The organism is Proteus sp. NMG38-2 (assembly GCF_020640995.1).
GTDB lineage: Bacteria > Pseudomonadota > Gammaproteobacteria > Enterobacterales > Enterobacteriaceae > Proteus.
In genome coordinates this window covers 3,291,179-3,317,189 of the sequence record NZ_CP085481.1, presented here as the reverse complement: position 1 = coordinate 3,317,189, position 26,011 = coordinate 3,291,179, and the positions used below count along the sequence as shown (strand labels likewise).

23 protein-coding genes and 5 pseudogenes are annotated in these 26,011 nt (G+C 38.2%); 2 read left to right on the top strand and 26 right to left on the bottom strand.

Features of this window, described 5'->3' with window-relative positions:
* Positions 1-253 precede the first annotated feature (253 nt).
* From LG402_RS22395 to LG402_RS22390, 5 genes and pseudogenes are all read right to left on the bottom strand, one after another.
* Positions 254-652, bottom strand: a pseudogene (locus LG402_RS22395) (RHS repeat-associated core domain-containing protein); the annotation flags it as partial.
* Positions 653-1,318: 666 nt separating this feature from the next.
* Positions 1,319-1,621, bottom strand: coding sequence for a colicin immunity domain-containing protein (locus LG402_RS15670; RefSeq protein WP_210814040.1), 303 nt, complete (start codon positions 1,619-1,621; stop codon positions 1,319-1,321).
* A complete protein-coding gene (locus LG402_RS15665; RefSeq protein WP_227335902.1) occupies positions 1,611-2,834 on the bottom strand; it encodes an RHS repeat domain-containing protein in 1,224 nt (407 codons plus the stop codon). Before LG402_RS15665 ends, LG402_RS15670 begins: the two co-directional genes overlap by 11 nt.
* Before the next feature lie 129 nt (positions 2,835-2,963).
* A complete protein-coding gene (locus LG402_RS15660) occupies positions 2,964-3,284 on the bottom strand; it encodes a hypothetical protein (protein ID WP_227335901.1) in 321 nt (106 codons plus the stop codon).
* Positions 3,285-3,770: 486 nt separating this feature from the next.
* Positions 3,771-4,100 (bottom strand): annotated as a pseudogene (locus LG402_RS22390) (RHS repeat-associated core domain-containing protein); the annotation flags it as partial.
* A 211-nt stretch (positions 4,101-4,311) separates the two neighbouring features.
* Between LG402_RS22390 and LG402_RS15650 the strand changes: the two are divergent.
* Entirely contained in the window at positions 4,312-4,563 is a 252-nt protein-coding gene (locus tag LG402_RS15650; protein ID WP_166540398.1) for a SymE family type I addiction module toxin, read from the top strand.
* Between the two features lie 24 nt (positions 4,564-4,587).
* On the opposite strand, the gene LG402_RS15645 is transcribed toward LG402_RS15650, so the two are convergent.
* From LG402_RS15645 to LG402_RS15610, 8 genes and pseudogenes are all read right to left on the bottom strand, one after another.
* Positions 4,588-5,073: a pentapeptide repeat-containing protein gene (locus LG402_RS15645; RefSeq protein ID WP_099074736.1), complete on the bottom strand. Its 486-nt coding sequence runs from the start codon at positions 5,071-5,073 to the stop codon at positions 4,588-4,590.
* A complete protein-coding gene (locus tag LG402_RS15640) occupies positions 5,073-6,446 on the bottom strand; it encodes an RHS repeat domain-containing protein (RefSeq protein ID WP_227335900.1) in 1,374 nt (457 codons plus the stop codon). The genes LG402_RS15645 and LG402_RS15640 overlap by 1 nt, the downstream gene beginning before the upstream one ends.
* A 729-nt stretch (positions 6,447-7,175) precedes the next feature.
* Positions 7,176-7,427 (bottom strand): hypothetical protein, encoded by a 252-nt coding sequence (locus LG402_RS15635; RefSeq protein ID WP_227335899.1) that lies wholly within the window; start codon positions 7,425-7,427, stop codon positions 7,176-7,178.
* A pseudogene (locus LG402_RS15630) lies at positions 7,427-7,774 on the bottom strand (zincin-like metallopeptidase toxin domain-containing protein); the annotation flags it as partial. The gene LG402_RS15635 and the pseudogene LG402_RS15630, both read right to left, overlap by 1 nt.
* Positions 7,775-7,864: 90 nt before the next feature.
* Positions 7,865-8,332 (bottom strand): annotated as a pseudogene (locus LG402_RS15625) (RHS repeat-associated core domain-containing protein); the annotation flags it as partial.
* Positions 8,333-8,766: 434 nt separating this feature from the next.
* Entirely contained in the window at positions 8,767-8,976 is a 210-nt protein-coding gene (locus LG402_RS15620; RefSeq protein WP_210813820.1) for a hypothetical protein, read from the bottom strand.
* A gap of 4 nt (positions 8,977-8,980) precedes the next feature.
* Positions 8,981-10,132 carry an RHS repeat domain-containing protein gene (locus tag LG402_RS15615; RefSeq protein WP_227335898.1) on the bottom strand — a complete coding sequence of 384 codons (1,152 nt, stop codon included), beginning with the start codon at positions 10,130-10,132 and terminating at the stop codon, positions 8,981-8,983.
* Between the two features lie 580 nt (positions 10,133-10,712).
* A complete protein-coding gene (locus LG402_RS15610; protein WP_227335897.1) occupies positions 10,713-10,991 on the bottom strand; it encodes a hypothetical protein in 279 nt (92 codons plus the stop codon).
* Positions 10,992-11,054: 63 nt separating this feature from the next.
* Between LG402_RS15610 and LG402_RS15605 the strand changes: the two genes are divergently transcribed.
* Positions 11,055-12,265, top strand: a protein-coding gene (locus LG402_RS15605) for an IS3 family transposase (protein WP_227335837.1) whose coding sequence is annotated in 2 segments (ribosomal slippage) — positions 11,055-11,397 and positions 11,397-12,265 — 1,212 coding nt in all. Because the reading frame shifts where the segments join, the coding sequence is not laid out codon by codon here.
* Between the two features lie 242 nt (positions 12,266-12,507).
* On the opposite strand, the gene LG402_RS15600 is transcribed toward LG402_RS15605, so the two are convergent.
* The 13 genes and pseudogenes from LG402_RS15600 to LG402_RS15540 form a co-directional block, all read right to left on the bottom strand.
* Entirely contained in the window at positions 12,508-12,972 is a 465-nt protein-coding gene (locus LG402_RS15600; RefSeq protein ID WP_165122666.1) for a hypothetical protein, read from the bottom strand.
* A gap of 365 nt (positions 12,973-13,337) precedes the next feature.
* Positions 13,338-13,732, bottom strand: a pseudogene (locus tag LG402_RS22385) (RHS repeat-associated core domain-containing protein); the annotation flags it as partial.
* Between the two features lie 350 nt (positions 13,733-14,082).
* On the bottom strand, positions 14,083-14,313 hold the full coding sequence (locus tag LG402_RS15590; protein WP_166540401.1) for a hypothetical protein: 231 nt from the start codon (positions 14,311-14,313) through the stop codon (positions 14,083-14,085).
* Between the two features lies 1 nt (position 14,314).
* Positions 14,315-14,893 (bottom strand): RHS repeat-associated core domain-containing protein, encoded by a 579-nt coding sequence (locus tag LG402_RS15585; RefSeq protein ID WP_227335896.1) that lies wholly within the window; start codon positions 14,891-14,893, stop codon positions 14,315-14,317.
* A gap of 115 nt (positions 14,894-15,008) precedes the next feature.
* Complete coding sequence (locus LG402_RS15580; protein ID WP_227335895.1) at positions 15,009-15,440, bottom strand: hypothetical protein; 432 nt, start codon at positions 15,438-15,440, stop codon at positions 15,009-15,011.
* Between the two features lie 362 nt (positions 15,441-15,802).
* Positions 15,803-16,183, bottom strand: coding sequence for a hypothetical protein (locus LG402_RS15575; RefSeq protein ID WP_166540420.1), 381 nt, complete (start codon positions 16,181-16,183; stop codon positions 15,803-15,805).
* A gap of 16 nt (positions 16,184-16,199) precedes the next feature.
* Positions 16,200-18,173, bottom strand: coding sequence for an RHS repeat-associated core domain-containing protein (locus LG402_RS15570; protein WP_413685598.1), 1,974 nt, complete (start codon positions 18,171-18,173; stop codon positions 16,200-16,202).
* 131 nt (positions 18,174-18,304) lie between these two features.
* The gene (locus LG402_RS15565) at positions 18,305-18,457 is read right to left on the bottom strand and encodes a hypothetical protein (protein ID WP_210813821.1); all 153 of its coding nucleotides are present in this window, start codon (positions 18,455-18,457) and stop codon (positions 18,305-18,307) included.
* A gap of 65 nt (positions 18,458-18,522) precedes the next feature.
* On the bottom strand, positions 18,523-18,720 hold the full coding sequence (locus LG402_RS15560; RefSeq protein ID WP_227335894.1) for a hypothetical protein: 198 nt from the start codon (positions 18,718-18,720) through the stop codon (positions 18,523-18,525).
* A 344-nt stretch (positions 18,721-19,064) separates the two neighbouring features.
* Positions 19,065-19,499, bottom strand: a complete 435-nt coding sequence (locus tag LG402_RS15555) for a hypothetical protein (protein ID WP_227335893.1) — start codon at positions 19,497-19,499, stop codon at positions 19,065-19,067.
* The gene (locus LG402_RS15550) at positions 19,500-24,434 is read right to left on the bottom strand and encodes an RHS repeat-associated core domain-containing protein (RefSeq protein ID WP_227335892.1); all 4,935 of its coding nucleotides are present in this window, start codon (positions 24,432-24,434) and stop codon (positions 19,500-19,502) included.
* Between the two features lie 15 nt (positions 24,435-24,449).
* On the bottom strand, positions 24,450-24,806 hold the full coding sequence (locus tag LG402_RS15545) for a DUF4150 domain-containing protein (protein ID WP_227335891.1): 357 nt from the start codon (positions 24,804-24,806) through the stop codon (positions 24,450-24,452).
* Positions 24,799-26,010, bottom strand: a complete 1,212-nt coding sequence (locus LG402_RS15540) for a DUF2169 domain-containing protein (RefSeq protein ID WP_227335890.1) — start codon at positions 26,008-26,010, stop codon at positions 24,799-24,801. The genes LG402_RS15545 and LG402_RS15540 overlap by 8 nt, the downstream gene beginning before the upstream one ends.
* Position 26,011 lies beyond the last annotated feature (1 nt).

The following is a 26,011-nucleotide window of genomic DNA, read 5'->3' as shown; positions in this document are numbered from 1 at the left end:
ACATTAGTTTTATTTCTAATCTAGCTGAACTAAGCATATCATTTACACCTAATTTCATAGCTTTACGTAATGTATTTTCAGCCGCATGAACCCAATCATGGTGTTCAGGTGTTAATGCTATTGATGGATTTCCTTTAACTCTTCTTCCTGTACCAATACCTGAGATTTGGAAATATTTATTTCTAATTATCTCATGAGCCTCTAGTCCATCTCGGGCATGAAGTTTAGAACCATATCCAGCAACTTCACCTTCTTTTAATAATCCCCAAGGATCAACCCACACTAATCCATTGGGGGCATATTGATACAGATTTAACCCACCAGCTAACCCTATCGGGTCATGCTGGGTAAATCGACCAATATCAGGATCATAATAGCGAAAGGTATTATAGTGTAAACCTGAATACTCGTATCATCCTGATACTCGCCCTACGGGCCAGCGTAAATGCTGTTCAAATTTGTTCCCGACAAATTTGTCTCTATCGAGATATTGCCCCTGAAAACGTAAGTTTTGATCACGATTTTGGGGATAATAATGAAACTCCCCTAATTCAATTTCTGTTTTACCCCAAGAGGTGAAGCGGGCTTGCCATTGAATATCACCGTTACCATCAACTAATGCATCAGGTGAGCCATTAGGCTGACAATGAAAATAAAAAACAGTTTGTTTATTTTTTAATGTATCAACGCGCGCTAAGGGAGAGTAACTGCCCACATCTTCATAGATATAGAGCATGTCAATGCCGTGTCGATATTCGCTTAATAATCGCAAGCCTTCCCATAAAAAGGTAGTTGTACCACAAGTGTGTGCTTTTAAAGGTAAACGTTGTTGTGCTTGTGGTAGTTGTAGCGCAGGAAGATATTCGACAGTTTTATGTAAACGACGCCCTAATGGATCGTAATCAAATTGGACAAAATACCGTTTTTCTTCTGGATTAACAGGATGATGAAGTACGGTTTTTAAACGGTGCTCAGCATTATAGGAATAAGTCCAAGAGCCAGTATCGGTGCGTTTCTCAATCGTCCTACCATAAATATCATATTAATAATACTTCCAACCATAAGGTACTGTTTCTTATTGTGTGGTGATTAAATTATGGCGTAAGTCATAATCCCAACGGGTTTCATTGATAGGGCGCATATATTGCTCCTGATGATATTGAGCTTATAGTAAATTTTGCCACTTAAAGTGTGTTCTATACCAGCAGCTTTATATGTACACTAGAGAAAGATGGATGTAATGAATTGGTATATCTATATTGTTTATATGTTAATGTAGATAATTCAAATAATAACCTCAATCTATTTTGTATAATTATTATTTATTATTTTTTAGTAGTTCCCATCCGTTTTTTATCTTAATAATTTCTTCTAATAAGTTATCTTCATCAAAATCATATTCATCTCTGATTTCTGGATCTGAACAATAAAGATCAACAGCTGTAAAAACACGATCAATATATATTTTTGTATTATTATCAATTTCATTTTGAGCATTAAAGTCTCTATAAATTCTCCACATAACAATATAATTATCTTCAAACTTAGTTGCTGATATGTTACCAGAGATTAAATTATCAATTAGTTCTAATAATTCAGTTGTAACTTTTTTAGAACACATTTCCTTTCTCCAATAAATCAGTTGTTTGTTTTTCTGATAATTTCCATCTAGATATAAAACTCCCATCCATATCGATCATAACATTAAGATTAGTTTCTAGATTAAAATAATGATAAACATCTTGAACCCATCTATATTGTCTCTTTATTTTTATTGTGCTAGATAAGCTCATATGATTTTTCATCGCAATTTCAAATTTGGCTATATTTATCTTATTAGTATTATCTGTAACACCAAGATTAATGGCATGTTTAAAATTCTTTTGTAATTGTTTTGAATCAAAAATATAAGGACTACCCGCCAACCCAAACGGATCTACCCAACCCGTTGGACAATGCACATACCCATACGGATTAAAGCCACCTAATAATCCTATGGGGTCTGGTGAAATATATTGCCCGGTGTCCTTATCATAGTAGCGAAAGCGATTGTAATACAAGCCACTTTCTTTATCTTCATATTGTCCGGCAAAACGAAAATGACATTCGGTATATTCCGGGTCGTTATTGGCATAATCATCATGAGATTGCCAAAACACCATTTGCCCCCAGGTATTTAACCTTCCAGCCCAGCTGACAATCCCTTTTTCACTAAAGATTTCTCGTGGCGTGCCTTGATGGTCAGTGACGACATAATGCAGTTTTCCACGTTGATAACGGGCAGTGGGAGTAATTTTACCGGGTTGATAGAGCCACTGGATTTGAGCGTCATAAGCGGGTGTGCCATCCGCATAAATCGGGGTTTCTTGCACCATCTGGTCGCCAGACCACAGGTAATCAACACGCTGAACACGTTTATTTTTAAAGGGGGAATTGGGCGGTGAAATAGGGCGATTATCGACTACCTTGCTTTTACTAAGCCTTCTGCCAAAAGCATCGTAAGTATAACGCCAACATTCCCCTTCTGGATTAAAACAGGCGATAAGTTGGTTAAGCGTATTCCATTGGTAATACCACGTTTTTGCTCGAAAACCGTGTTGATGAACCACTTTTTGCGTTAATCGACCATTAATATCGTAGTGATAGTCTTGATAACCTTTGGCGGTGATACGGCGAGTGACACGGCCTTTTTGTTGCTGTTGCGCCAGTTGTAAAAACGCACCTTGTGCATCAGATGGAATAAACTGATGCTCTGTGATACTGAGATTGTTATCGTACTGAAACTTTTCGCTTTGGCGTTCAAACTGGTTGCTGTTTTGCGTTCTCAGCGCCATAAGACACACTATGCGTGAGTTGATAGCGGAGTATATCAGTGGATAAAGACTATAAACTAAGCGGCTCTTAAAAATGAGTAAGCCAGAAGGTTGAAAGATCATCTGGCTTGTTTGTGAAAAACTTAGCTTTTATTGGTAATTAAGTAATTGATTAATATTATTTTTAATCTTGTCTAATGCCTCATTAACTTTAATTCTTTCATTAAAGTCATCTCTCCAAATAAAATATTCAGAAAAACCACCATAGCCACCAAACATGGAGCTATATGCAATTCTAGCTTCTTTAATCGCTAAGCTTGCATTATTAACTCCACCATATGTAGGTGGGGTTAATAATGCTAAAATATTTTTAATACCCTTTATCCAATTTTTTCCACCGTTATCATGCATAATTTCCCAAAGTGAGTAAAACAGGGATCTAAGCTTTTCTGATTGTTCAATTGAATACATATGCTACCTCAAAGGCCAGTCTTGTAATACTTGAACACCATCTATTTTCCAAGGCTCTTTAATAAAAATTTGCGTCTTATCTTGCCCACCTAAATATATTCCACCTTGGTAACCCACCGGACCTTCAAATACCTCAGTACCTTTAGGTATTTTTACTTGATATACGGCATTTATTGGTGACTTACCTATTAGCTCACCCGATTCATTAAGACACTGAGGTTTAACAGCTGTATCAATTCTCACATGAGTAACAGACGAAGGAGGTGATGTTGTAAACCATTGGCCTAAGCCATTTTGTCCGCCACCACCATTTCCTCCACGGTAGAGAATGATATCTTCTTGTAATATATGTGAATTATATTTTCCTCCCGCAAAATTACCAACAGGAGTCCAACGAATATTACTTGGATGTTCACCTAATGGACCTGGGTTATTCACCATATCATATTGGAAAAGGTCACCTTTATTACCTTTACCGCCACTTAACCCAAACGGATTAAAGCCACCTAATAATCCGATAGGATCAGGCAAAATATATTGCCCTGTATCCTTATCATAGTAGCGAAAGCGATTGTAATACAAGCCACTTTCTTTATCTTCATATTGTCCGGCAAAACGAAAATGACATTCGGTATATTCGGGGTCGTTATCGGCATAATCATCATGGGATTGCCAAAACGCCATTTGTCCCCACGTATTTAAACGTCCTGCCCAGCTGACAATCCCTTTTTCGCTAAAAATTTCGCGTGGTGTACCTTGATGGTCGGTGACGACATAATGCAGTTTTCCACGTTGATAACGGGCTGTGGGGGCCAGTTAATGGAGTTGATCAAAAGCATAGTTAAGCTCACGTTCACCAAAGCGGGTTTGGGGGAGGATAGTAGTTGTAATCGGTTAGTAAGTAGAATAGTAGAAAATCATGATGTGATCGTCTGTGTATTAAATATCGCGATCATGTAAGAAAAAGAGAAAACAGGAGGGCATTAAAAAAATTGTGTGACTTGAAATAAAGTACTCGAAAATCGAGATGCACTACACTGTGGGCTATTCCCAAAATGGCAACAAAAGCACACTTTCGAACGGAATTCATCTAACAGGGCACTGGCTAAAAGCGGCAGGTTTTGAGACTGGCTTTACGTTTACCGTCAAAATCTTAAACAGCTGTTTGGTTTTGATACTGGACAGCGAAGAGACCAGAGCAATAAAACAACAAAACCAACAACAGCAAGCGCAACTGAGAGAGATTAAGCTGCGCTTGCAGGCGTTGGTTATCGAATAGGGATGTTAAATAGATATGATGTGGTCACATAGTAAGTCTAGCACCAGCCTTTATAGGAGAAAAATCATCAGGCCACATTGTATCATTGTCATATTCTGCATTAACAAAGGTAGCATCACTGATTCTACTCACATTCATATTTGCACCTTTCAAGTTCGCACCATTCATATTTGTAGCAAATAAGTCAGCACCACTAAGATTTGCATTTTTTAAATTAGCATTTAAAAAGAAGGCGCCTGCAAGTTTGGAATCTACTAATATTGCATTTACCATAGAAGCTTCCATAAAATTAGAGTTCATCAATAATGAATTAGTGAAGTTAGCTTCATCTAATAAGCAATAGGCAAAGTTTGCACCACGTAAATTAGCTTGTTTAAAGATGGCTCTTTTTAATGAAAACTTTTCAAAAATGGCCGTATGTAATAAATCATTAGTAAAATCAAAACCATCTAAACTATTTACGTTTATCTCTCTGATTGCCTCTGTTGATTCAAACTGGATTTGCACCATTACTTACCTCCCCAATCAAAACTATCAACTTTAGTTTCAGACATTGGTTTAACACGTGCGGCCTGACTAGGAGATAATGTTCCAGGTACTGTTTCAGGCAATTTACCAAATACCTTACCTGCAACATATCTATGATTTCCTTCAACAATAATATTGCCATCAACTTTTATTGGTGGAGCAACATCTCCTTTCGCTAATCGATCCACATAGCGTTGAACCATAGGTAAAGAAACGGACCCTTGAGCTGTTTGCATAGTATCACCTTTTAAGGCGCTCTGGATGACCTCAGAGGTTACATCTATTCCTTTCGTTATTGTGGTTTTTGGCTCTCCTTTATTCCCCTGACCACCCGCCAAGCCAAACGGATCAACCCACCCAGTTGGACAATGCACATACCCATACGGATTAAAGCCACCTAATAATCCGATAGGGTCAGGTGAAATATATTGCCCTGTATCCTTATCATAGTAGCGAAAGCGATTGTAATACAAGCCACTTTCTTTATCTTCATATTGTCCGGCAAAACGAAAATGACATTCAGTGTATTCAGGGTCGTTATCAGCATAATCATCATGGGATTGCCAAAAGGCCATTTGTCCCCAGGTATTTAATCGACCTGCCCAGCTAACAATGCCTTTTTCGCTAAAGATTTCGCGTGGTGTGCCTTGATGGTCAGTGACGACATAATGCAGTTTTCCACGTTGATAACGTGCTGTTGGAGTAATTTCGCCGGGCTGATAGAGCCACTGAATTTGCGAATCATAAGCGGGAGTACCATCGGCATAAATCGGGGTTTCTTGCACCATTTGGTCGCCAGACCACAGGTAATCAACACGCTGAACACGTTTATTTTTAAAGGGTGAATTGGGCGGTGTAATAGGGCGATTATCGACCACCTTGCTTTTACTGAGTCGTCGCCCAAAGGCATCGTAAGTGTAACGCCAACATTCCCCATCAGGATTAAAACAGGCGGTAAGTTGGTTCAGCGTATTCCATTGGTAATACCACGTTTTTGCTCGAAAACCGTGTTGATGAACCACTTTTTGCGTTAATCGACCATTAATGTCGTAATGGTAATCTTGGTAGCCTTTAGCGGTGATACGGCGAGTGACACGGCCTTTTTGTTGCTGTTGTGCCAGTTGTAAAAACGCACCATGCGCATCAGACGGAATAAACTGATGCTCGGTGATATTGAGATTGCTATCGTACTGAAACTTCTCGCTTTGACGTTCAAACTGGTTGCTGTATTGGGTTTCAACAATTTGGTCGTTGGTGTTATAGCGATATTGTGTACGGTTCCAGCGAGCATCGTCGATATTGACCAGATTAAAAGCTTTATCGTATTGATAACCTCGGTGAACATCGGTCGACATCGGGGGTTGAAGCGGATTATCGTGTAGGGATTGTAAAAAGGACTCCGTTCCTCGTCCTGCACGTTGATGCGCTAATAAGCCAGTAGCGGTGTAATGGCTGGAATTGGCAAAGCCCGCTTGGCTTTGACGTAAAAACTCTTACCCCAGTGCGTTATAGCTAAACTGCAAGGGTGCATGTTGATTGACTTGCAGGGAAGTCAGTTCATGGAGTTGACCCGCTTTATCACGCCTATAAGAATAGGCATCGCCTGTAGCATTGATGACTTTTTTGAGTCGCGTTAGTGAGTCATATTCAAAGCGAAATTCAGTGCCATCAGAATGGATTGTGGCGAGTAATCAGTTAGTGAGTGGAATAGTAGAAAATCATGATGTGATCGTCTATGTATTAAATATCGCGATCATGTAAGAAAAAGAGAAAACAGGGGGCACTAAAAAATTGTGAATTGCAATAAAGCTCCCGAAAATCGAGAGTCACTGCATCGTAGGCTATGTCCCAAGCGCAGGTTTTGAGACGGGTTTCACTTTTATCGTCAAAATCTTAAACGACTATTTGGTGTTGATACCCGATAACGAAGACACAAGAGCCATTAAACAACAAAATCAACAACAGCAAGCGCAGTTGAATGAGATTAAGCTACGCTTGCTGCCGTTAGTTATCTAGTAAGGTAATGTTAGTTACCTGCTTTTATTGACCACTTCATATTTATTAAAAGCAGGTGAATTCACACCTTATAATATATCAGGAACATAAACTTCATCATCATCTTCTGACACATAAACGAAAACCATATTAGGTTCAAAAGATTCTGGTACATTCAATTTAGCAGAAACTGACCAGCCTGATTTTTTATTATTTTTAAAACTTAATCTAGTACTATAAATTGCGTCTAATGATCTGATATCAAATGATGTTTTCTCTCTATTTAGAGCATCTATTGCAACATTAATAATATCCTGTTCACTTCTTTTTTTAATAGACATTAATTTATTGCTCCTCTAAGGTATCTCCTTTTAAGTTCTCTCATATAACCAACGGCATGTTTAAGCTCTGCTGAAGAAAATATTGTTCTATTTCCTATAATCGTGTTAAACACATGAGATTCTCTTGCATAAGTGCCCAAAGCGATATAGGCCTCTTTACCAATAGCCGCGTATTGCTTTGCATGCGTCATTTCATGAAATGCTTCATATCGGGTAGCTCCTCTTTTTAAATAGACTGTTCCAGAAGTATAATCGAATCCACCGCGTGTATGAGGTGGTAATAGCCTATCTGCATTTTTCACAAATTTAATACCTAATTCGCTCAATTCATTCCGGATATCTGTTAGCTCTCGTCTAGAAAGTCTAGGGCTATTTAAATATCCAGTATGTCCACTAACTGGTCTTCCATCTCCAATATGGTCTATTGTTGACGTCCCACTTAACCCAAACGGATCTACCCACCCAGTAGGACAATGCACATACCCATACGGATTAAAGCCCCCTAATAATCCGATAGGGTCAGGTGAAATATATTGCCCTGTATCCTTATCATAGTAGCGAAAGCGATTGTAATACAAGCCACTTTCTTTATCTTCATATTGTCCGACAAAACGAAAATGACATTCGGTATATTCGGGGTCGTTATCGGCATAATCATCGTGAGATTGCCAAAACGCCATTTGCCCCCAGGTATTTAACCGACCTGCCCAGCTGACAATGCCTTTTTCGCTAAAGATTTCTCGCGGGGTACCTTGATGGTCAGTGACGACATAATGCAGTTTTCCACGTTGATAACGTGCCGTTGGGGTAATTTCGCTGGGTTGATAGAGCCACTGAATTTGAGCATCATAAGCGGGAGTACCATCGGCATAAATCGGGGTTTCTTGCACCATCTGGTCGCCAGACTACAGGTAATCAAGTACACCAATACCATTAACCAAACAATTAAAGGTAAGGGATAGTTACTATGACTAAGGCGTATTCTAAGTAAAACCAAGTGATAAATACCTCTCTCTAAAAAATAGAGTGTTATTACACGGTCGGGTATGCCTCGAGTGGGGGTAAAATCGGTTCACCACTCACAATCCACTTAACAGGGTATTGGCTGAAGGAAGTGGGTATTGAAACGGGTTTCACGTCTGCAGTGAGGATATTAAACGGGGGAATTGATATTGGACAGCGAAGACATTCGATCGTTGAAGCAACAGAACCAACAACAGCAAGCACAAGCTGATGGCAGAGTTTATCAGCGGTTAAAGGGTAAACTGAGCGACTCTTGAAAACGAAGAAGCCAGAAGCTCCTTCAATCTTCTGGCTTCTTTTATATTGATAAACTAATTTAGCAATAATAAAAGTAAATAGCGCGAATTAAGCCTCCATCATCTTGACTAATTATTTTTACTCCAAAATCATTAATATCTGCTAATATTCCTTTTACAGGTACATCATCTCTATCAATATAATTATATATTTCATCTTTTTTATTTTTATCGACTACGTATTTATCGGCTAAATATCTAAGGTTTTTTCGTAATTCATCTTCTGTCATATAATTATTCCGGAATAATTGTAACTTTATCGAAAGTTACAGGTAAATTTTTCTCTACAGGTAATAACTGGACTGCACCACCTTTACCATATTGAGGATACGCACTAGTGAATAGTTCAAGTTCAGGTCCTTTACCACCATTAGCAAGAGGAACTTTAACTTGTGGTACCCCATTTTTATAAAGTTGCAATGTATCAAATTCACCCAGTAGTCGAGCATCACTCCAAGATGCAGGATTGCCTTTTTCATAAAATATTTGATAGGCATCACGAGCTTCTTTACCAGAGCCATATTTTGTATAGCCAAAATAGCTCAATGGTGCAGTTTTATTTTCTAATGTAGCGGCACTCCATTCAGATTGGCTATTCATATATCTATAGGCTTTGGAAGGCATTGTCGCACTAGACCCAGCCGGTCCAACATAAAAATCAGGTTTACAATATTCGCCCTTATTTCCAATTCCTCCGGCAAGACCTAGAGGATCAATAAATTTTGTCGGACTATGTACGTAACTATAAGGATTCAACCCTCCCAATAGCCCTATTGGATCTGGTGAAATATATTGCCCTGTATCCTTATCATAGTAGCGAAAGCGATTGTAATACAAGCCACTTTCTTTATCTTCATATTGTCCGGCAAAACGAAAATGACATTCGGTATATTCGGGGTCATTATCGGCATAATCATCATGCGATTGCCAAAAGGCCATTTGTCCCCAGGTATTTAAACGTCCTGCCCAACTGACAATGCCTTTTTCGCTAAAGATTTCGCGTGGTGTGCCTTGATGGTCAGTGACGACATAATGCAGTTTTCCACGTTGATAACGGGCTGTTGGGGTAATTTCACCGGGTTGATAAAGCCACTGAATTTGCGGATCATAAGCGGGTGTACCATCAGCATAAATCGGGGTTTCTTGCACCATCTGATAGCCAGAGCACAGGTAATCAACACGCTGAATGCGTTTATTTTTAAAGGGTGAATTGGGCGGTGAAATAGGGCGATTATCGACTACCTTGCTTTTACTGAGGCGTCGCCCAAAAGCATCGTAAGTGTAACGCCAGCATTCCCCTTCAGGGTTAAAACAGGCAATAAGTTGATTAAGCGTATTCCATTGGTAATACCACGTTTTTGCTCGAAAACCGTGTTGATGAACCACTTTTTGCGTTAATCGACCATTAATATCATAGTGATAATCTTGGTAGCCTTTCGCGGTGATACGGCGAGTGACACGGCCTTTTTGTTGTTGTTGTGCCAGTTGTAAAAAGGCACCTTGTGCATCAGGAGGAATAAACTGATGCTCGGTGATATTCAGGTTGTTGTCGTACTGAAACTTTTCACTTTGGCGCTATAGCTAATCCAATTTTTTATCTGTTACCATATATTTAGGAATGCTATACTCAATCTAAATAATGCAAATTACATCATGAATAGACTGAGATTTATGATTTTATATACTTCAAGTTAATAATAAAGATGAATTTTTACCTATTAAATAATTGGTAAAAATCCTTTAAATACATTTTATTTATTCTCCATGTTTTTTTGAGTACTAAAAATTTTTATTCTTGAATTGTATTAAGTTGTTTTTTATTATTTTATCTAAGTTTTTATTTGTATATGAATGGGATTTCACCTTGTGAAAATATAATAAATAAAGACAAGTGTAAATTATTGATGCTAAATAAATTTCTACAATTTAATTATAATTTTAATTAAAAATAATCTTATATTTTCCACTATAAGTGAGGAGTGATTTTCTCCTTGATTTTATGTGGCTCTTTATAGGTTGAATATAAGTTGAAGCTATCAATTTCATTTGTTTTCTCTATAGAGATAAAGGGGGCGCTCTCGTTGTTATAAAATCCATCAACATTTTTGGAATCAATATCAAGAAATAATACATTATCTATATTTTTGCCTTCTTCATCATTAATAAAAATAATATTTGTTGTTTTTTCTAAGGAAAAATGTAGATGTTTTTTAAAAAAAAAGTGATGAATTTTTTCTTGTTTCATTTTATGGACTTGACCCGTCCTAAATAAGGTTGACACTTTTCCAATCTGAAATTGGAGAATGTAATGAAACCAATCACTAAACGGACTCAACGCGATTATTCTCTCGCTTTTAAATTACAGCTTGTTGACCAAGTTGAAAAAGGCGAAATAACCTATAAACAAGCCCAAGATCACTATGGTATACAAGGATGCTCTACTGTTTTAGTTTGGCTTCGTAAACATGGTAGGTTAGATTGGTCAAACGGTACCCCTGATACTTTTTATAGAGGTTCAGCTATGACCCAATCTTCTAAACAACAAACGCCGGAACAACGCATTAAGATCCTTGAAAAGGAACTTGAAGAAGCTCGGCTTAAATCCGATTTTTTCGAAGCTGTGGTTAAAGTCATGGATAGAGACTTTGGAGTTCGTTTGTCAAAAAAGCGCAAAGCCGAGTTATTAAAGAAAAAACGGTTAAAAACCTCACCGTAACAATTGCTTGCCGTTTTATGCAGATCAGCCGACAGGCTTATTACAAGAGGCTGGATAGAACTGAGGAACGAAAGAAAGCAGATTCGGCCATTATTGATGTTGTTAAATCTGAACGAGTCTTACAACCTCGACTGGGTGGGCGTAAATTACATTTTATTTTAAAGCAAAAACAGATGGTTATTGGTCGTGATCGGCTATTTTCTTTATTGAAAGAACATCAGTTACTGGTGCCTAATAAACGGGCTTATCATCGAACAACCTTAAGCCATCATCGTTTTCATCGGCATCCTAATTTAATTAAGTCAGGGTTTATCCCCACACAACCAGAACAGCTTTGGGTGGCAGATATTACCTATTTATCGACGCATGAAGGTGATACTTATTTAAGTTTAATTACGGATGCGTATTCACGAAAAATCGTGGGATATCATTTAGATAACAATATGAAAACAAGTTCAGTGAAGAAATCGTTGGTTCAGGCGTTAAAAAAACGGACTTCGACAACTTCGTTAATCCATCATTCAGATCGAGGGATACAGTATTGTTCTTCGGAATATCAGGAGATACATAAAGAGCATAATATTCAATGTTCTATGACTGATGGGTATGATTGTTATCAAAATGCCTTAGCAGAACGAATTAATGGAATATTAAAAATGGAGTATCTACTGATAAAACCGAGTAATCTAGAACAAGCAAGAAAATTAGTAGAAGAATCAATTCAACTCTATAATGAAAAACGGCCACACTTATCGTTAAACTATAAAACGCCCGATGAAGTACATCGAGCGTTTTATGCCTGAAAAGTTGTCAACCTATATCAGGACTAGTCAACTATTGTAAGTAAGAAGGTATTCTATTTTTATTAAATAATTGCTTGGTATTGAATTACTAAGATATATGAATATAATTAGATTATAAAGTTAACAACAGAAACTGATAACAATACGTAAGTTAATGTTGGAAGTTATCAGTTCCTAAAAATTGCATGGACTCTTAAAAATAATGAAGCCAGAAGATTCTAGGTTCTTCTAGCTGACTAAAGTTATTCAACTTCATAAAAGGTCATACAAAATCCTTCTTCGCCATATAAACCATCATCCGTAATAATGAATTCAAATATTTTATTTGGGTATAGGCTTTTTAATCTAATATTCCAGAAATACTTAATAACTTCACTAAATACAGTTATCAGCATATAGTCATCACTAGCTTTATCATTTTCCATCAAAAAAAACTGACTAATTGGAAAAACATTACTTGCCATTTCTAATGTTTTTTTATCTGTTCCATATGAGTCATTTGGGTATACTTTTTGGTCATTATTTTCACTTCGATAAATAACGCCATCTATTTCTATGATTTCGGGGCAAAATAATGCAGAGCAGGCAATAACTGCTTCTAGTCCAACACAATTCGCTACAAAGTTGGTTAAGCTAAGTTCTGTTGGAAAATCAGATGGGAACTGACCAATAAGTTTATTAGACACTATGCTTTTATGTAATTTCATTCTAATCCCCATAATTTTTTTATTTCATTAGGTATTTCTCTACCTGCAAATTTTGTATCACTACCCGTTCGAATAAAATATTGTCCTTTGGGTGAGCGATTCCATTCAACTATTTTTATTCTTTCTTTACTTATATCTGCAATTCGGCGACCATCAGGACCAAAAATAATGATATGTCCACCTGTAGTTTTAGAGTATGTAGCAGGTTCACCCATCATAGGTAACTTGCCTCCACCTCGCCCAGCATCAAGAATTTGCCCATTAAATTTCAAGTTTCTAAAATATTCAATATCTAGAACTTGTCCTTTTGAATCAATCAAGAATCGGGTTTTATCTTCACCTGAAGAGCCATCAAGTTTCGACGTTCCACTTAACCCAAACGGATCAACCCACCCCGTTGGACAATGCACATACCCATACGGATTAAAGCCACCTAATAATCCGATAGGGTCTGGTGAAATATATTGCCCTGTGTCCTTATCATAGTAGCGAAAGCGATTGTAATACAAGCCACTTTCTTTATCTTCATATTGACCGGCAAACCGAAAATGACATTCGGTGTATTCAGGGTCGTTATCGGCATAATTATCATGAGATTGCCAAAGCGCCATTTGCCCCCAGGTATTTAACCGTCCCGCCCAGCTGACAATGCCTTTTTCGCTAAAGATTTCGCGCAGTGTGCCTTGATGGTCAGTGACGACATAATGCAGTTTTCCACGTTGATAACGTGCTGTGGGGTGATTTCATTGGGTTGGTAAATCGCCCGAAAACTGTGTTGATAGACAGAATAAACTGGTGCTCGGTGATATTGAGGTTGTTATCGTATTGAAACTTCTCACTTTGGCGTTCAAACTGGCATCGTCGATATCTTATGAAGAGAAAAGAGCTATAGTTAAAATAAATAAATTTAGATATGAGCTATATTATTGTAATTAAGACATTCAAATTATTAAACAATAAAACTACCAACAGCAAACGCAATTGAGTGAAATAAAAAAATTTCATGCGTGAGCTGATGGTTGAGTATGTAAGCGTCTAAAGGGTAAACTGAGTGATTCTTAAAAACGAAGAGGCCAGAAGATTGAAAGATCTTCTGGCTTATCGTATTAATTATAATGAATGATTAATATGGCTTAGGATTTCTTCAATTAGTTCTTTATCACTTTCATCTAATATATTGTTATTTATGATTTTTAGTATAAATTGAAGTTTCATTAAAATTTCAGTTGCAGTCGAACTATATTCAATAGCATCAATAATGGTCTCGTGATATTGATGTAATCCTTTTGCTTCTAAAATAGTGGCTAACTTTCTAGATTCTGTATAGATGTCAATTTTCATTTTAAAATATGCTAAATGTTTTCATTTTAATAGCGTCAGGAGGCACTACTACTTCAATACCCCCACCAATATTTTCACCTATACCAGGTGCAGGACGAGTTACAAAGTTAGAACCAGGTTTTAATTCCGCAGTCATAATAAAATTACTTCTTGTGATATTTTCTTGAGGAATTCCATACCTGCTTGCATATCCTGGGTTATATGGGTGTTCTAAAGCCCAGAATTGAGCACCCGTAGTTTCACTTCTTCCTGTTGTTCCTATTCGGTACAGAGTGGCTCCATTCTCTACTTTTGCTCTGGCAGCAAGAGCTTCAGGTGTTCCAGATTGGATCGCAGGTCCCCACGGAGTTTGGACAGGTTTAATAAAGTTAGATGACTCTCTTGCAGCTTTGTTTTCAGCAATATTATTGAGAACATTTTCTCTAATTGAAGAAGTAGCGCTTAACCCAAACGGATCTATCCACCCAACTGGACAATGCACATACCCATACGGATTAAAGCCACCTAATAATCCGATAGGATCAGGCGAAATATATTGCCCTGTATCCTTATCATAGTAGCGAAAGCGATTGTAATACAAGCCACTTTCTTTATCTTCATATTGTCCGGCAAACCGAAAATGACAGTCGGTATATTCGGGTCGTTATCGGCATAATCATCGTGAGATTGCCAAAATGCTATTTGTCCCTAGGTATTTAAATGTCCTGCCCAGCTAACAATGCCTTTTCGCTAAAGATTTCGTGTGGCGTGCCTTGATGGTCAGTGACGACATAGTGCAGTTTTCCACGTTGATAACGTGCTGTTGGGGTGATTTCATTGGGTTGGTAGAGCCACTGAATTTGCGGATCATAAGCCGGTGTGCCATCGACATAAATCGGAGTTTCCTGCACCATCTGGTCACCAGACCAAAGGTAATTGACACGTTGAATTCGTTTATCTTTAAAGGGCGAATTGGGCGGTGTAATAGGGCGATTATCGAACACCTTACTTTTACTGAGACGTCGCCCAAAAGCATTGTAAGTGTAACGCCATAATTCCCCTTCAGGATTAAAACAGGCAATGAATTGATTAAGCGAACTCCATTGGTAATACCACGTTTTTGCTCGAAAACCGTGTTGATGAACCACTTTTTGTATTAATCGACCATTAATGTCGTAGTGATAATCTTGATAACCTTTGGCGGTAATACAGTCTTTTTATTGCAGCTATCCAATAATCCAATTGCAGTGTAATAGCTAAAATTAGAAAAATAGGTTTGGCTTTGGCGTAAAATTCTTGTCTGTTTATCTGCTCATAATAGAGTTGCCATAAATGGTTCTAACGATATCGAACTTCATGTTCTATAAAACGCACATTCACGAATGATTAAGTTTTATTATTAGTATTATAAAAATTTATTCATGTAGTAGGTTGTCACTCAAAATTTTTGAGTAACATATGGACTTGGGTATAACCATATATGAAAAGTTAATTTTATTTTTACATATAATTAGAGTAACCGAGTTCTTAGTTTTTTAGTGAGTTCCTTAATATATTCAATATCACCAAGATATAAGTAACCATCTCCATGGTCAGGTAGTGATAAGGTATTGTTTATAACGCTATTTAAAATTAATAGTTTTGATTTTTTCATTTGAGTCTCATATATAAAATCAATACCTTTTTCTTTGTCAAGATCACTTTTTTTGATAAATGTCTCTATACTTTTAATTGCCTCTTTTTTGTTTTTATATTTTTTTTTAAATTCAATGTTGAAATCTAAATCTCCAATAATAGAAAATTCAATAGATGCTATATTGTCATCAAGATATATTGTTCTCTCAACTAAAGGGAGGGTTTTTAACTCTCTATTATCTATTATTTCTTTCATTTTTCACTTTTCCTTTCTATGGAACTATTATTATTCCTGCTTTGGTGCCATTTTTAAATAAAATATTATAATGAGGATTTAAATCATGCAGTTTATTACTCGATTCATGTACAACATCAGACAATGGATTTCTTATATTATATAAATCACCTCGATAAGTACCAACTGGTTGTTTCCATACATCACCAAATACTGTTCCACGATATAATTCACCTGATTTAGCGGGGAATAAATCTATATGAGGGCGAAGCTCTGGCATGTTATCTAATAATTGTCTTGCTTCTTCGACATTTCTAACTGTAACATCCTTACCTTCTCTAAGATTGGAAATATTTTTCCGTTGTGCTGAATTAAGTTTGAGTAGCTTATCACAATCCTCACCCGCCAACCCAAACGGATCAACCCACCCAGTCGGGCAATGCACGTACCCATACGGATTAAAGCCACCTAATAATTCGATAGGGTCTGGCGAAATATATTGCCCGGTGTCCTTATCATAGTAGCGAAAGCGATTGTAATACAAGCCACTTTCTTTATCTTCATATTGTCCGGCAAACCGAAAATGACATTCGGTGTATTCTGGGTCGTTATCAGCATAATCATCATGGGATTGCCAAAAGGCCATTTGTCCCCAGGTATTTAATCGACCTGCCCAGCTAACAATGCCTTTTTCGCTAAAGATTTCGCGTGGTGTGCCTTGATGGTCAGTGACGACATAATGCAGTTTTCCACGTTGATAACGTGCTGTTGGAGTAATTTCGCCGGGCTGATAGAGCCACTGGATTTGAGCGTCATAAGCGGGTGTGCCATCGGCATAAATCGGAGTTTCCTGCACCATCTGGTCGCCAGACCACAGGTAATCAACACGCTGAACACGTTTATTTTTAAAGGGTGAATTGGGCGGTGAAATAGGGCGATTATCGACCACCTTACTTTTACTAAACCTTCTACCAAAAGCATCGTAAGTGTAACGCCAACATTCCCCTTCAGGGTTAAAACAGGCAATAAGTTGATTAAGCGTATTCCATTGGTAATACCACGTTTTTGCTCGAAAACCGTGTTGATGAACCACTTTTTGCGTTAATCGACCATTAATGTCGTAATGGTAATCTTGGTAGCCTTTAGCGGTGATACGGCGAGTGACACGGCCTTTTTGTTGCTGTTGTGCCAGTTGTAAAAACGCACCATGCGCATCAGACGGAATAAACTGATGCTCGGTGATATTGAGATTGCTATCGTACTGAAACTTCTCGCTTTGACGTTCAAACTGGTTGCTGTATTGGGTTTCAACAATTTGGTCGTTGGTGTTATAGCGATATTGTGTACGGTTCCAGCGAGCATCGTCGATATTGACCAGATTAAAAGCTTTATCGTATTGATAACCTCGGTGAACATCGGTCGATATTGGCGGTTGAAGCGGATTATCGTGTAGCGATTGTAAAAAGGACTCCGTTCCCCGTCCTGCACGTTGATGGGCTAATAAGCCAGTGGCGGTGTAATGGCTCGAGTTAGCAAAACCCGCTTGGCTTTGGCGTAAAAACTCTTGTCCTAATGCGTTGTAGCTAAACTGCAAAGGTGCATGTTGATTGACTTGCAGTGAGGTCAGTTCATGAAGTTGACCAAAGGCATAATTAAGCTCACGCTCACCAAAGCGGGTTTGGGTGAGGGTATCGTGCTCTTCATCCCATTGATGCTTAATTTCTTGCCCATTAATGCGCTCGCAACACAAATGCCCTTGGTCATCATACTCAAATTCCACCACCGAATCAGGATTGGTGGCACGAATAAGTTGCAAACGTTCATTGTATTGATAAGTGGTGGTAGAAAGGCATTTATGCTCAATGCCATCAGCCAGCCAAATACTTTGTTCGGTGACTAACCCTGTCTCATCATAATGATAACGGAGCTCATGATTATCAGGGTAACGAGTCGCAATACGTCGCCCTAAGCGGTCATAGCGATATTGAATTTCACGTCCAGCAAAATCCACTTCACGAATAATTTGACCGGCTTTATCACGCTCATAAGAATAGACATCGCCAGTGGCGTTAATGACTTTTTTGAGTCGTGTTAAAGAGATAATCCATTTTCAAATAATTTGATTAATAAGCTAATAGATAATTAAAATCCTTTAGTGAAATATTCCAAAACATCATCCATGGTTTCTTTATATTTAAAATTACCAACAAAAATAATTTTATCTACAAGTTTTATTTTTCCCCTATAGTTAAAATCAGGAACAGCAAGAACAAAGTTTATTTTATCAATTTTCATTTTTCGTAATTTTTTTTCAACTTGAGGTCAAAAATCCGAAACTAGTTCGTTATTACCAATTTCATCTATTTTTTTCCTGTGTAATCTAATTCTTCTGTAGATAAGATAATTAGGTGTTCATCATCAAAAAAATCACTACCATTATCTATTTTGAAATCTATCTTTAATTTAATATCATTATTGCTAATTTTAAAAAGATCTTTTATTTCTTTATTTGAAATAGATTCAGCAACCCATACAGCTATAGTTGTATATTCGTTCATTCCCAAAAACCTCGAGGTAAATCATATTGTCCAAAAGGAAGGTGTCTTCCTGACCATTCTTTTATAGCATTAAAATAGCCTGATTTGGTTTGAGCTAATTTTGCCATTTGAATTAACTGTCTATGTGCTTGAGCAGATGATTTTTATACTCCCCCTGTATATGTTGTATGAGCTCCGTATCTACCAAATTTATCAAGAAAACCAACAACATCCAGCGAAGTTAACCGCCATACGGCACAGTATGCGCGAGCTGATGGCAGAGTATATCAGCGGTTAAAGGGTAAACTGAGCGGCTCTTAACAACGAAGAAGCCAGAAGATTGGATGATTTTCTGGCCTCTTCGTTTAAATATCAAAGAAAAACTCTAAAAAATCACTAAAACTAGACCATTGCGGCTTCAAAGTACCAGACATAAAATCGTGAATTTCTTTGCCTAAACCTAATCCAATAACTTCTCCAGTTTTTTGATTATAAAAATAGCCGTATTCACCTTCAAAATTATCTAGTGGCAAATATTCTTCTGGCATTTTTAATGCTTTATGTGTTCTTTCAATACTTAATGGATAACTATTACTATTAATTAAAAACCAACCAATTTGATAAATCTCTCTATTTCGGCCTAAAAATGTTGGGCAATCTTCAACATGTAAATAAAACTGTGCGAAATCAGAGTTAATATCAACATTAATACTCAACAAAGCATCGCGGTATTCACTTGAAGGTTCATCAAACCACCAATTTTTATTTTTAAAATAATCAATCAATTTAGGGGTTAACATTTACCCTCCTTTTTTACAGCAATTAATCAGATTTCTACGATTGAGTTCTTCTTCAGCTCTTTGCCTCCAGTAAGCTTTCCGATCTGCATCAAAAAGGTTACGATCTACAGGATTGATAGGGTGAGCATCCGGTAAATGTGGATGTAAAGCATTACTATATCTATATTGTTCGTGCGTTGGTGTTGATAACTCAAATAAAGGCCCTAAGCCATTTTGTTTAGAGTGATGTAGACTCACGATCTCATATTTACCATTTTTCACCACCATAGGACTTCGACCATCTTCAAGAACTATTTGAAGGTTAGTTTTTACACCATCTCGTGTATTAACGTTTAAATCCCAGTCAATAGGTTGTTGATAGACAGTATAAGTAATGCCTGAAGGTCCTGTAAAAGTCGATCCTGTAAATAAGCCACTAAGGCCTAATGGATCAACCCAACCCGTTGGACAATACACATACCCATACGGATTAAAGCCACCTAATAATCCGATAGGGTCTGGCGAAATATATTGCCCGGTGTCCTTATCATAGTAGCGAAAGCGATTGTAATACAAACCACTTTCTTTATCTTCATATTGACCTGCAAAACGAAAATGACATTCGGTATATTCAGGGTCATTATCGGCATAATCATCATGTGATTGCCAAAACGCCATTTGTCCCCAGGTATTTAACCGTCCTGCCCAGCTAACAATGCCTTTTTCGCTAAAAATTTCGCGTGGAGTGCCTTGATGGTCAGTGACGACATAATGCAGTTTTCCACGTTGATAACGGGCTGTTGGGGTAATTTCACCAGGTTGATAAAGCCACTGAATTTGCGAATCATAAGCGGGAGTACCATCGGCATAAATCGGGGTTTCTTGCACCATCTGGTCGCCAGACCACAGATAATCAACACGCTGAACACGTTTATTTTTAAAGGGTGAATTGGGCGGTGTAATAGGGCGATTATCGACCACCTTGCTTTTACTGAGTCGTCGCCCAAAGGCATCGTAAGTGTAACGCCAACATTCCCCATCAGGATTAAAACAGGCGGTAAGTTGGTTCAGCGTATTCCATTGGTAATACCACGTTTTTGCTCGAAAACCGTGTTGATGAACCACTTTTTGCGTTAATCGACCATTAATGTCGTAATGGTAATCTTGGTAGCCTTTAGCGGTGATACGGCGAGTGACACGGCCTTTTTGTTGCTGTTGTGCCAGTTGTAAAAACGCACCATGCGCATCAGACGGAATAAACTGATGCTCGGTGATATTGAGATTGCTATCGTACTGAAACTTCTCGCTTTGACGTTCAAACTGGTTGCTGTATTGGGTTTCAACAATTTGGTCGTTGGTGTTATAGCGATATTGTGTACGGTTCCAGCGAGCATCGTCGATATTGACCAGATTAAAAGCTTTATCGTATTGATAACCTCGGTGAACATCGGTCGATATTGGCGGTTGAAGCGGATTATCGTGTAGCGATTGTAAAAAGGACTCCGTTCCCCGTCCTGCACGTTGATGGGCTAATAAGCCAGTGGCGGTGTAATGGCTCGAGTTAGCAAAACCCGCTTGGCTTTGGCGTAAAAACTCTTGTCCTAATGCGTTGTAGCTAAACTGCAAAGGTGCATGTTGATTGACTTGCAGTGAGGTCAGTTCATGAAGTTGACCAAAGGCATAATTAAGCTCACGCTCACCAAAGCGGGTTTGGGTGAGGGTATCGTGCTCTTCATCCCATTGATGCTTAATTTCTTGCCCATTAATGCGCTCGCAACACAAATGCCCTTGGTCATCATACTCAAATTCCACCACCGAATCAGGATTGGTGGCACGAATAAGTTGCAAACGTTCATTGTATTGATAAGTGGTGGTAGAAAGGCATTTATGCTCAATGCCATCAGCCAGCCAAATACTTTGTTCGGTAACTAATCCTGTCTCATCATAATGATAACGGAGTTCATGATTATCTGGATAACGAGTTGCAATACGTCGCCCTAAGCGGTCGTAACGGTATTGAATTTCACGTCCTGCAAAATCTACTTCACGAATGATTTGACCGGCTTTATCACGCTCATAAGAATAGACATCCCCTGTGGCGTTGATGACTTTTTTCAGTCGTGTGAGTGAGTCATATTCAAAGCGAATTTCCGTCCCATCAGGGCGTATTGTGGCAAGTAATAAATCAAAAGCACCATAGCGATAGCGCGTAGTTTTGCCTTCGCCATCGGTGACGGCGACAACACGGCGTTCGCTGTCATATTCAATATGTTGATGAATATCATCAGGCAGTAAAATATCGCTGAGACTGCCGTTAACACCATCATGCTCTTTGCTGTACTGATAGCGAGTGGTGTGGTTTAGTGCATTGGTGACTTGCAGTAATCGACCTAGCTCATCGCTTTGGTATTCCGAGCTATGTTGATAAGGGTTGGTGCTTTTTATTAATTGATTAGCTTGGTTATATTCATAGTGCCACTGTGCACCATTCGGCTGAATAGCTTTAAGTAACTCGCCATGTTGGCTGTATTCATAGGCTTGTTGGCGACCTTGCGGATCGGTAACTGCGGTTAAATTACCTTTGTCGTCGTAGGTCAGTTGCCATTTATCGCCAAAGGGGGAGACATAGCAGGTGAGTTGCCCATCGTCATTATATTCATAACCCACTTTACGGCCATCAGGTAGATGGATTTGTGCTAGAAGCCCATCAGCGTGATAAACATATTTTGTTGTATCACCAAGATCATTGGTTTCACTGACTTTTCGGTGATCTTGCCACTGTGTTCGAGTCTCTCGACCTAAAGGATCGAGTACACGAATAACTTGCTGATTTTCATTGTAATAATAGCGAGTTTGACCACCTTCATTATCAATATAAGTATTGATAGCTAAGGTATCGTCATATAAAAAACGATCACACCAATAACCACTTTCTGAATAGGTTTTGATGACACGGCCTTGCGTATCATATTCAAGCGTTAATTCAGTTTGGTCAGTATCGCGCCAACTTGTCATCCAACCTTGGGCGGTATAAGTATGGAATAAGTGGTTTTGCTGAAAGGCATCACATTCACTTAAATAGCCCTGTTTATCGTATTGACAAGAGACTAAGCGCTGGACTTTTGAATCGAAGGTGTAATCAATAAATTGTAATTTATCATATTGATAATGCAGATTTATTTGAAAACCATCATAACGAATAAGTTGGTTTAATTGTCCTTTATCGTTATATCTGAAATGAAGTGATAATCCTTGCAAGTTGCTGATTTTTATCAGCCGATAATGTGACGATTTTGCGGTTTGTGCTTCAAAGTAATAAAGGCGTTGATGGCGATTATCACGTATCCACAATCCCGTTTTTTTATTACCTAACAGTAAGTAATGAGGAACACGTTGGTTACGTGAGCACACTTCATCGGAAGGAGTCAAAAAGGTATAATGGTTGCCATCTGGATCTTGAAAATCAACACTGCCATGATGCAGTGTTAACGACATTGACCAGTTATCTCCCCATTTACTGCCAAAAAGCCCTTTAGGTGATTGGGTAGAATAGTAAGCTCTATTGAGTTCAATAGGTAAAAGGCCGGGGATCGAAATAACAGGCCAAATCTGGATAAAGTCCCCACTCACTAAATCAACGGGATCACCTTCAGTATTTTTCTTTTGGTTATCTTGGCTTTTCCCTGTATCAGAGCTCTGGGTATTGCTTTTTTCATCATTAACTTTCGTTGATGGTGTTTCTGTTTTAGGCGTATCCGTTGTTGCAGGCTTTTCTTTGATGGTTGCACCTGAGTCTGGTTTTGCACTTTCTGTGGGTTTAGGTGCAACCTCAGTGGACGGTTTTACATTATCAACAGGATCAACTGGTTTTTCTGGTGCTTTATTTATTGGTGTTGTGTCTGGCTTGATATTATCTACGTTGGTGATTGGTTTTTCTTTTGAAGCTGTTTTTGCTGTTGTTAAATCAATATTTCCAATGGTAGCATCAAGATCTCTACGTGCTTGATTAGATTTTGAAAAAACAGCTTTCGAACCATGCTTAAATACTCCCAAAATTCCTGTCATTAAGCTGGCACCTTCATAAAGCAGAGCTCCGCCTTTCTCTGCTTCACTTTCTAGCGTTGCTTTAATTTCACTAAAGTCGACATTTTTTGCTTTTTCAGTTTGACTTATTGCCTGCTGAGCTTGATTTTTCGCTATATCATCAAAACCAAATACTTTAGCAACAATTGCATTTCTTGCTGATGTTATCGCTGAGTAAAAATAGGAGACTGACGTTAAACCTTCCGCCATTTCAACGCCATCATTATAAAATTGCTTTATGGCACCTTTAGCACCTTCATCGGGATGGACAATAGCCTCTCCCATATTATTAAAGGCTTTATAAACTTGCTGGGTAGCTTCTGAAGGAGGGGAGTTTTGTTGTGATGAGTGAGTAATACTTCCCGCTACTGTTGCTGCTATTTTTTCATCATCATTTTCAGCAGAAATGACAGTGTTGGCTTCTTCAGGTGTCTTTCCATTAGAAGAAGGAACATGTGTAATAATACCTTCAGTATTACCATTAGGCTGAACTTCATCTATTGATACTGAGCTAAATAATTGTGTAGAGGGAGGTAAGTTATCAAGATGGTATTTCTTAATTATTTCATCATATGTTTCGTAATCAACATAGTAAATAGGGTGGCTTGGCGGTAAATTTCCTTTACTATCAAGTACTTTTATTGCTACATTATCACTCGATAAAGTAGCGTGAAAATACATTTCTTGACCTGATGGTAAACCAACATAACCAGCACTATGAATATCGTCATTTGTGCTGGATATTGCATGACCTTGGGGGAGGCTATCGTCTGATTTTAAAGCACTACCCCATTGTTTATCAAAAGTATCAATATCAGTGTAATTATTTTTTTTACCCACTTCTGGTACTTCATAGACTAGATAAGTTTTCATAATCGATCTTCCTTGTTACTTCCCATTCATCCAAAACTTATCCCCATGACGTAAAATGGGTTTTTTATTGACCTTAACGCTTTTCGAGTGCTCTTTGGGGTAACACTTACCCGCCACGGTGCCACTTTTTATCCCTTTTGCTGCACCTGCTTCATCACCCATTGTGGTGGGAATAACACTTTGATTAAGAACAACAACAGGGTGGTTATTTGCTCTAACCGTAGGCACTGAGCCGACAGCGGTTTCGAGTTTTGCCACAACGGGATAAGGGATCGGAGGAGTTGAAGGTCCTATTGGTGTTTTGCAAACATCGGGAACTAGACTAATAACGAACCAAGCATCTTGTTGTCTTGCAATATAATTATCAGCCATGAGTTTGCGCCTCTTGTGGTTGGGCAAAACGCACTAAAGGTGCATCAGGATTGATTTCAAAACGCGCTTCACAAACGCGAATAGGAAGTGATACTTCAAAAGCTAATCGATAAGTCAGTGCAAGTTGCTGTTTTTCAGCATCAATAACAAGCGTGTCTAAATTCAATTTGATAGGAATAAACAAGCCATCTTGCATACGCAATAAAACAAAAGGGCGATGCTCAGGTAATGTGGTTTGCAAATAACCTTGAGGGGTTAAATTCTCTAATTTCAATGTGAAATTAGTTTTTGGGTAAGGAATTTGTTGGTCAGCGGGTGCACCATTCCAATATTGAAAATCAAAATCATAAGGTAAATACGGATGGCGAGAATTAACCCATTCATCATCATAAGTACCTGCTAATAAACGGCGCGGTAACCATGCTCGACCAATAACACCAAAACCAGCGGGCTGCTGTTGAAAAGTGCTAGCATTGAGTTGCTGATTAATCCAATCAGCTGTAATGGGAGTGCTTAATGATTCAATTTGAGGAGCTGAAAATGAGGTAATACCTTTTGCTTGCTGATACCACGGAGTGATAAATCCTAGGCCTAATGGATTATATTCATAAGCAGCATGTGCAATAGGCGCTGATACACCCTGGGGATGATTAATACGTACAGGTTCAGGTAATAAATTTTCTTTATTTAATGTGTGTTGTAATTGTTCATCGGCATAGATCTTATTTTCACCCCCAAAAGCATAACGATAATCTATTGGTAATTGTCGTATTGGTTTAGGTCGTGTTAATTGCCACGATTTTTTTTGCTCGTTGTAAATGAATTGCCGAACACCTGTGCAACGTAATGGTTTATAAAGTAAGGTGTTTTTTTCTGCATCCATTAAGGTGACAGATGCGATAATCGACTCGCTAGGAATGCCATTAGGTGCATACGCCATTCCTTTTATGATCACATCACAAAAAGGTTTAAAGGGCGCTAAATCACTTTCATAAAAAACAGAAGACGTATTGATGGTTGATACATACTCATCCTGTAAAATCAGCGGAAATTTTGTTGAAAGATGAGGCTGGTAAACCCCCATTTCTGTTGTGGGCAGTAAGTCGTAACCCACTTTCATCACGACAACATGATGCTCGATATCAGAGGTATCTAACATCTTATAGTTCATGACTGAAAACGGGGTTAAGTTGCGAAATTCCATT

What these genes read in the sequence shown, in the direction of transcription:
- LG402_RS15670 (WP_210814040.1), bottom strand. Translation starts at nt 1,621, where the DNA reads ATGTGTTCTAAAAAAGTTACAACTGAATTATTAGAACTAATTGATAAT.
- LG402_RS15665 (WP_227335902.1), bottom strand. Translation starts at nt 2,834, where the DNA reads ATGGCGCTGAGAACGCAAAACAGCAACCAGTTTGAACGCCAAAGCGAA.
- LG402_RS15660 (WP_227335901.1), bottom strand. Translation starts at nt 3,284, where the DNA reads ATGTATTCAATTGAACAATCAGAAAAGCTTAGATCCCTGTTTTACTCA.
- LG402_RS15650 (WP_166540398.1), top strand. Translation starts at nt 4,312, where the DNA reads ATGCACTACACTGTGGGCTATTCCCAAAATGGCAACAAAAGCACACTT.
- LG402_RS15645 (WP_099074736.1), bottom strand. Translation starts at nt 5,073, where the DNA reads ATGGTGCAAATCCAGTTTGAATCAACAGAGGCAATCAGAGAGATAAAC.
- LG402_RS15640 (WP_227335900.1), bottom strand. Translation starts at nt 6,446, where the DNA reads ATGTCGACCGATGTTCACCGAGGTTATCAATACGATAAAGCTTTTAAT.
- LG402_RS15635 (WP_227335899.1), bottom strand. Translation starts at nt 7,427, where the DNA reads ATGTCTATTAAAAAAAGAAGTGAACAGGATATTATTAATGTTGCAATA.
- LG402_RS15620 (WP_210813820.1), bottom strand. Translation starts at nt 8,976, where the DNA reads ATGACAGAAGATGAATTACGAAAAAACCTTAGATATTTAGCCGATAAA.
- LG402_RS15610 (WP_227335897.1), bottom strand. Translation starts at nt 10,991, where the DNA reads ATGAAACAAGAAAAAATTCATCACTTTTTTTTTAAAAAACATCTACAT.
- LG402_RS15600 (WP_165122666.1), bottom strand. Translation starts at nt 12,972, where the DNA reads ATGAAATTACATAAAAGCATAGTGTCTAATAAACTTATTGGTCAGTTC.
- LG402_RS15590 (WP_166540401.1), bottom strand. Translation starts at nt 14,313, where the DNA reads ATGAAAATTGACATCTATACAGAATCTAGAAAGTTAGCCACTATTTTA.
- LG402_RS15575 (WP_166540420.1), bottom strand. Translation starts at nt 16,183, where the DNA reads ATGAAAGAAATAATAGATAATAGAGAGTTAAAAACCCTCCCTTTAGTT.
- LG402_RS15565 (WP_210813821.1), bottom strand. Translation starts at nt 18,457, where the DNA reads ATGAAAATTGATAAAATAAACTTTGTTCTTGCTGTTCCTGATTTTAAC.
- LG402_RS15560 (WP_227335894.1), bottom strand. Translation starts at nt 18,720, where the DNA reads ATGAACGAATATACAACTATAGCTGTATGGGTTGCTGAATCTATTTCA.
- LG402_RS15555 (WP_227335893.1), bottom strand. Translation starts at nt 19,499, where the DNA reads ATGTTAACCCCTAAATTGATTGATTATTTTAAAAATAAAAATTGGTGG.
- LG402_RS15550 (WP_227335892.1), bottom strand. Translation starts at nt 24,434, where the DNA reads ATGAAAACTTATCTAGTCTATGAAGTACCAGAAGTGGGTAAAAAAAAT.
- LG402_RS15545 (WP_227335891.1), bottom strand. Translation starts at nt 24,806, where the DNA reads ATGGCTGATAATTATATTGCAAGACAACAAGATGCTTGGTTCGTTATT.
- LG402_RS15540 (WP_227335890.1), bottom strand. Translation starts at nt 26,010, where the DNA reads ATGGAATTTCGCAACTTAACCCCGTTTTCAGTCATGAACTATAAGATG.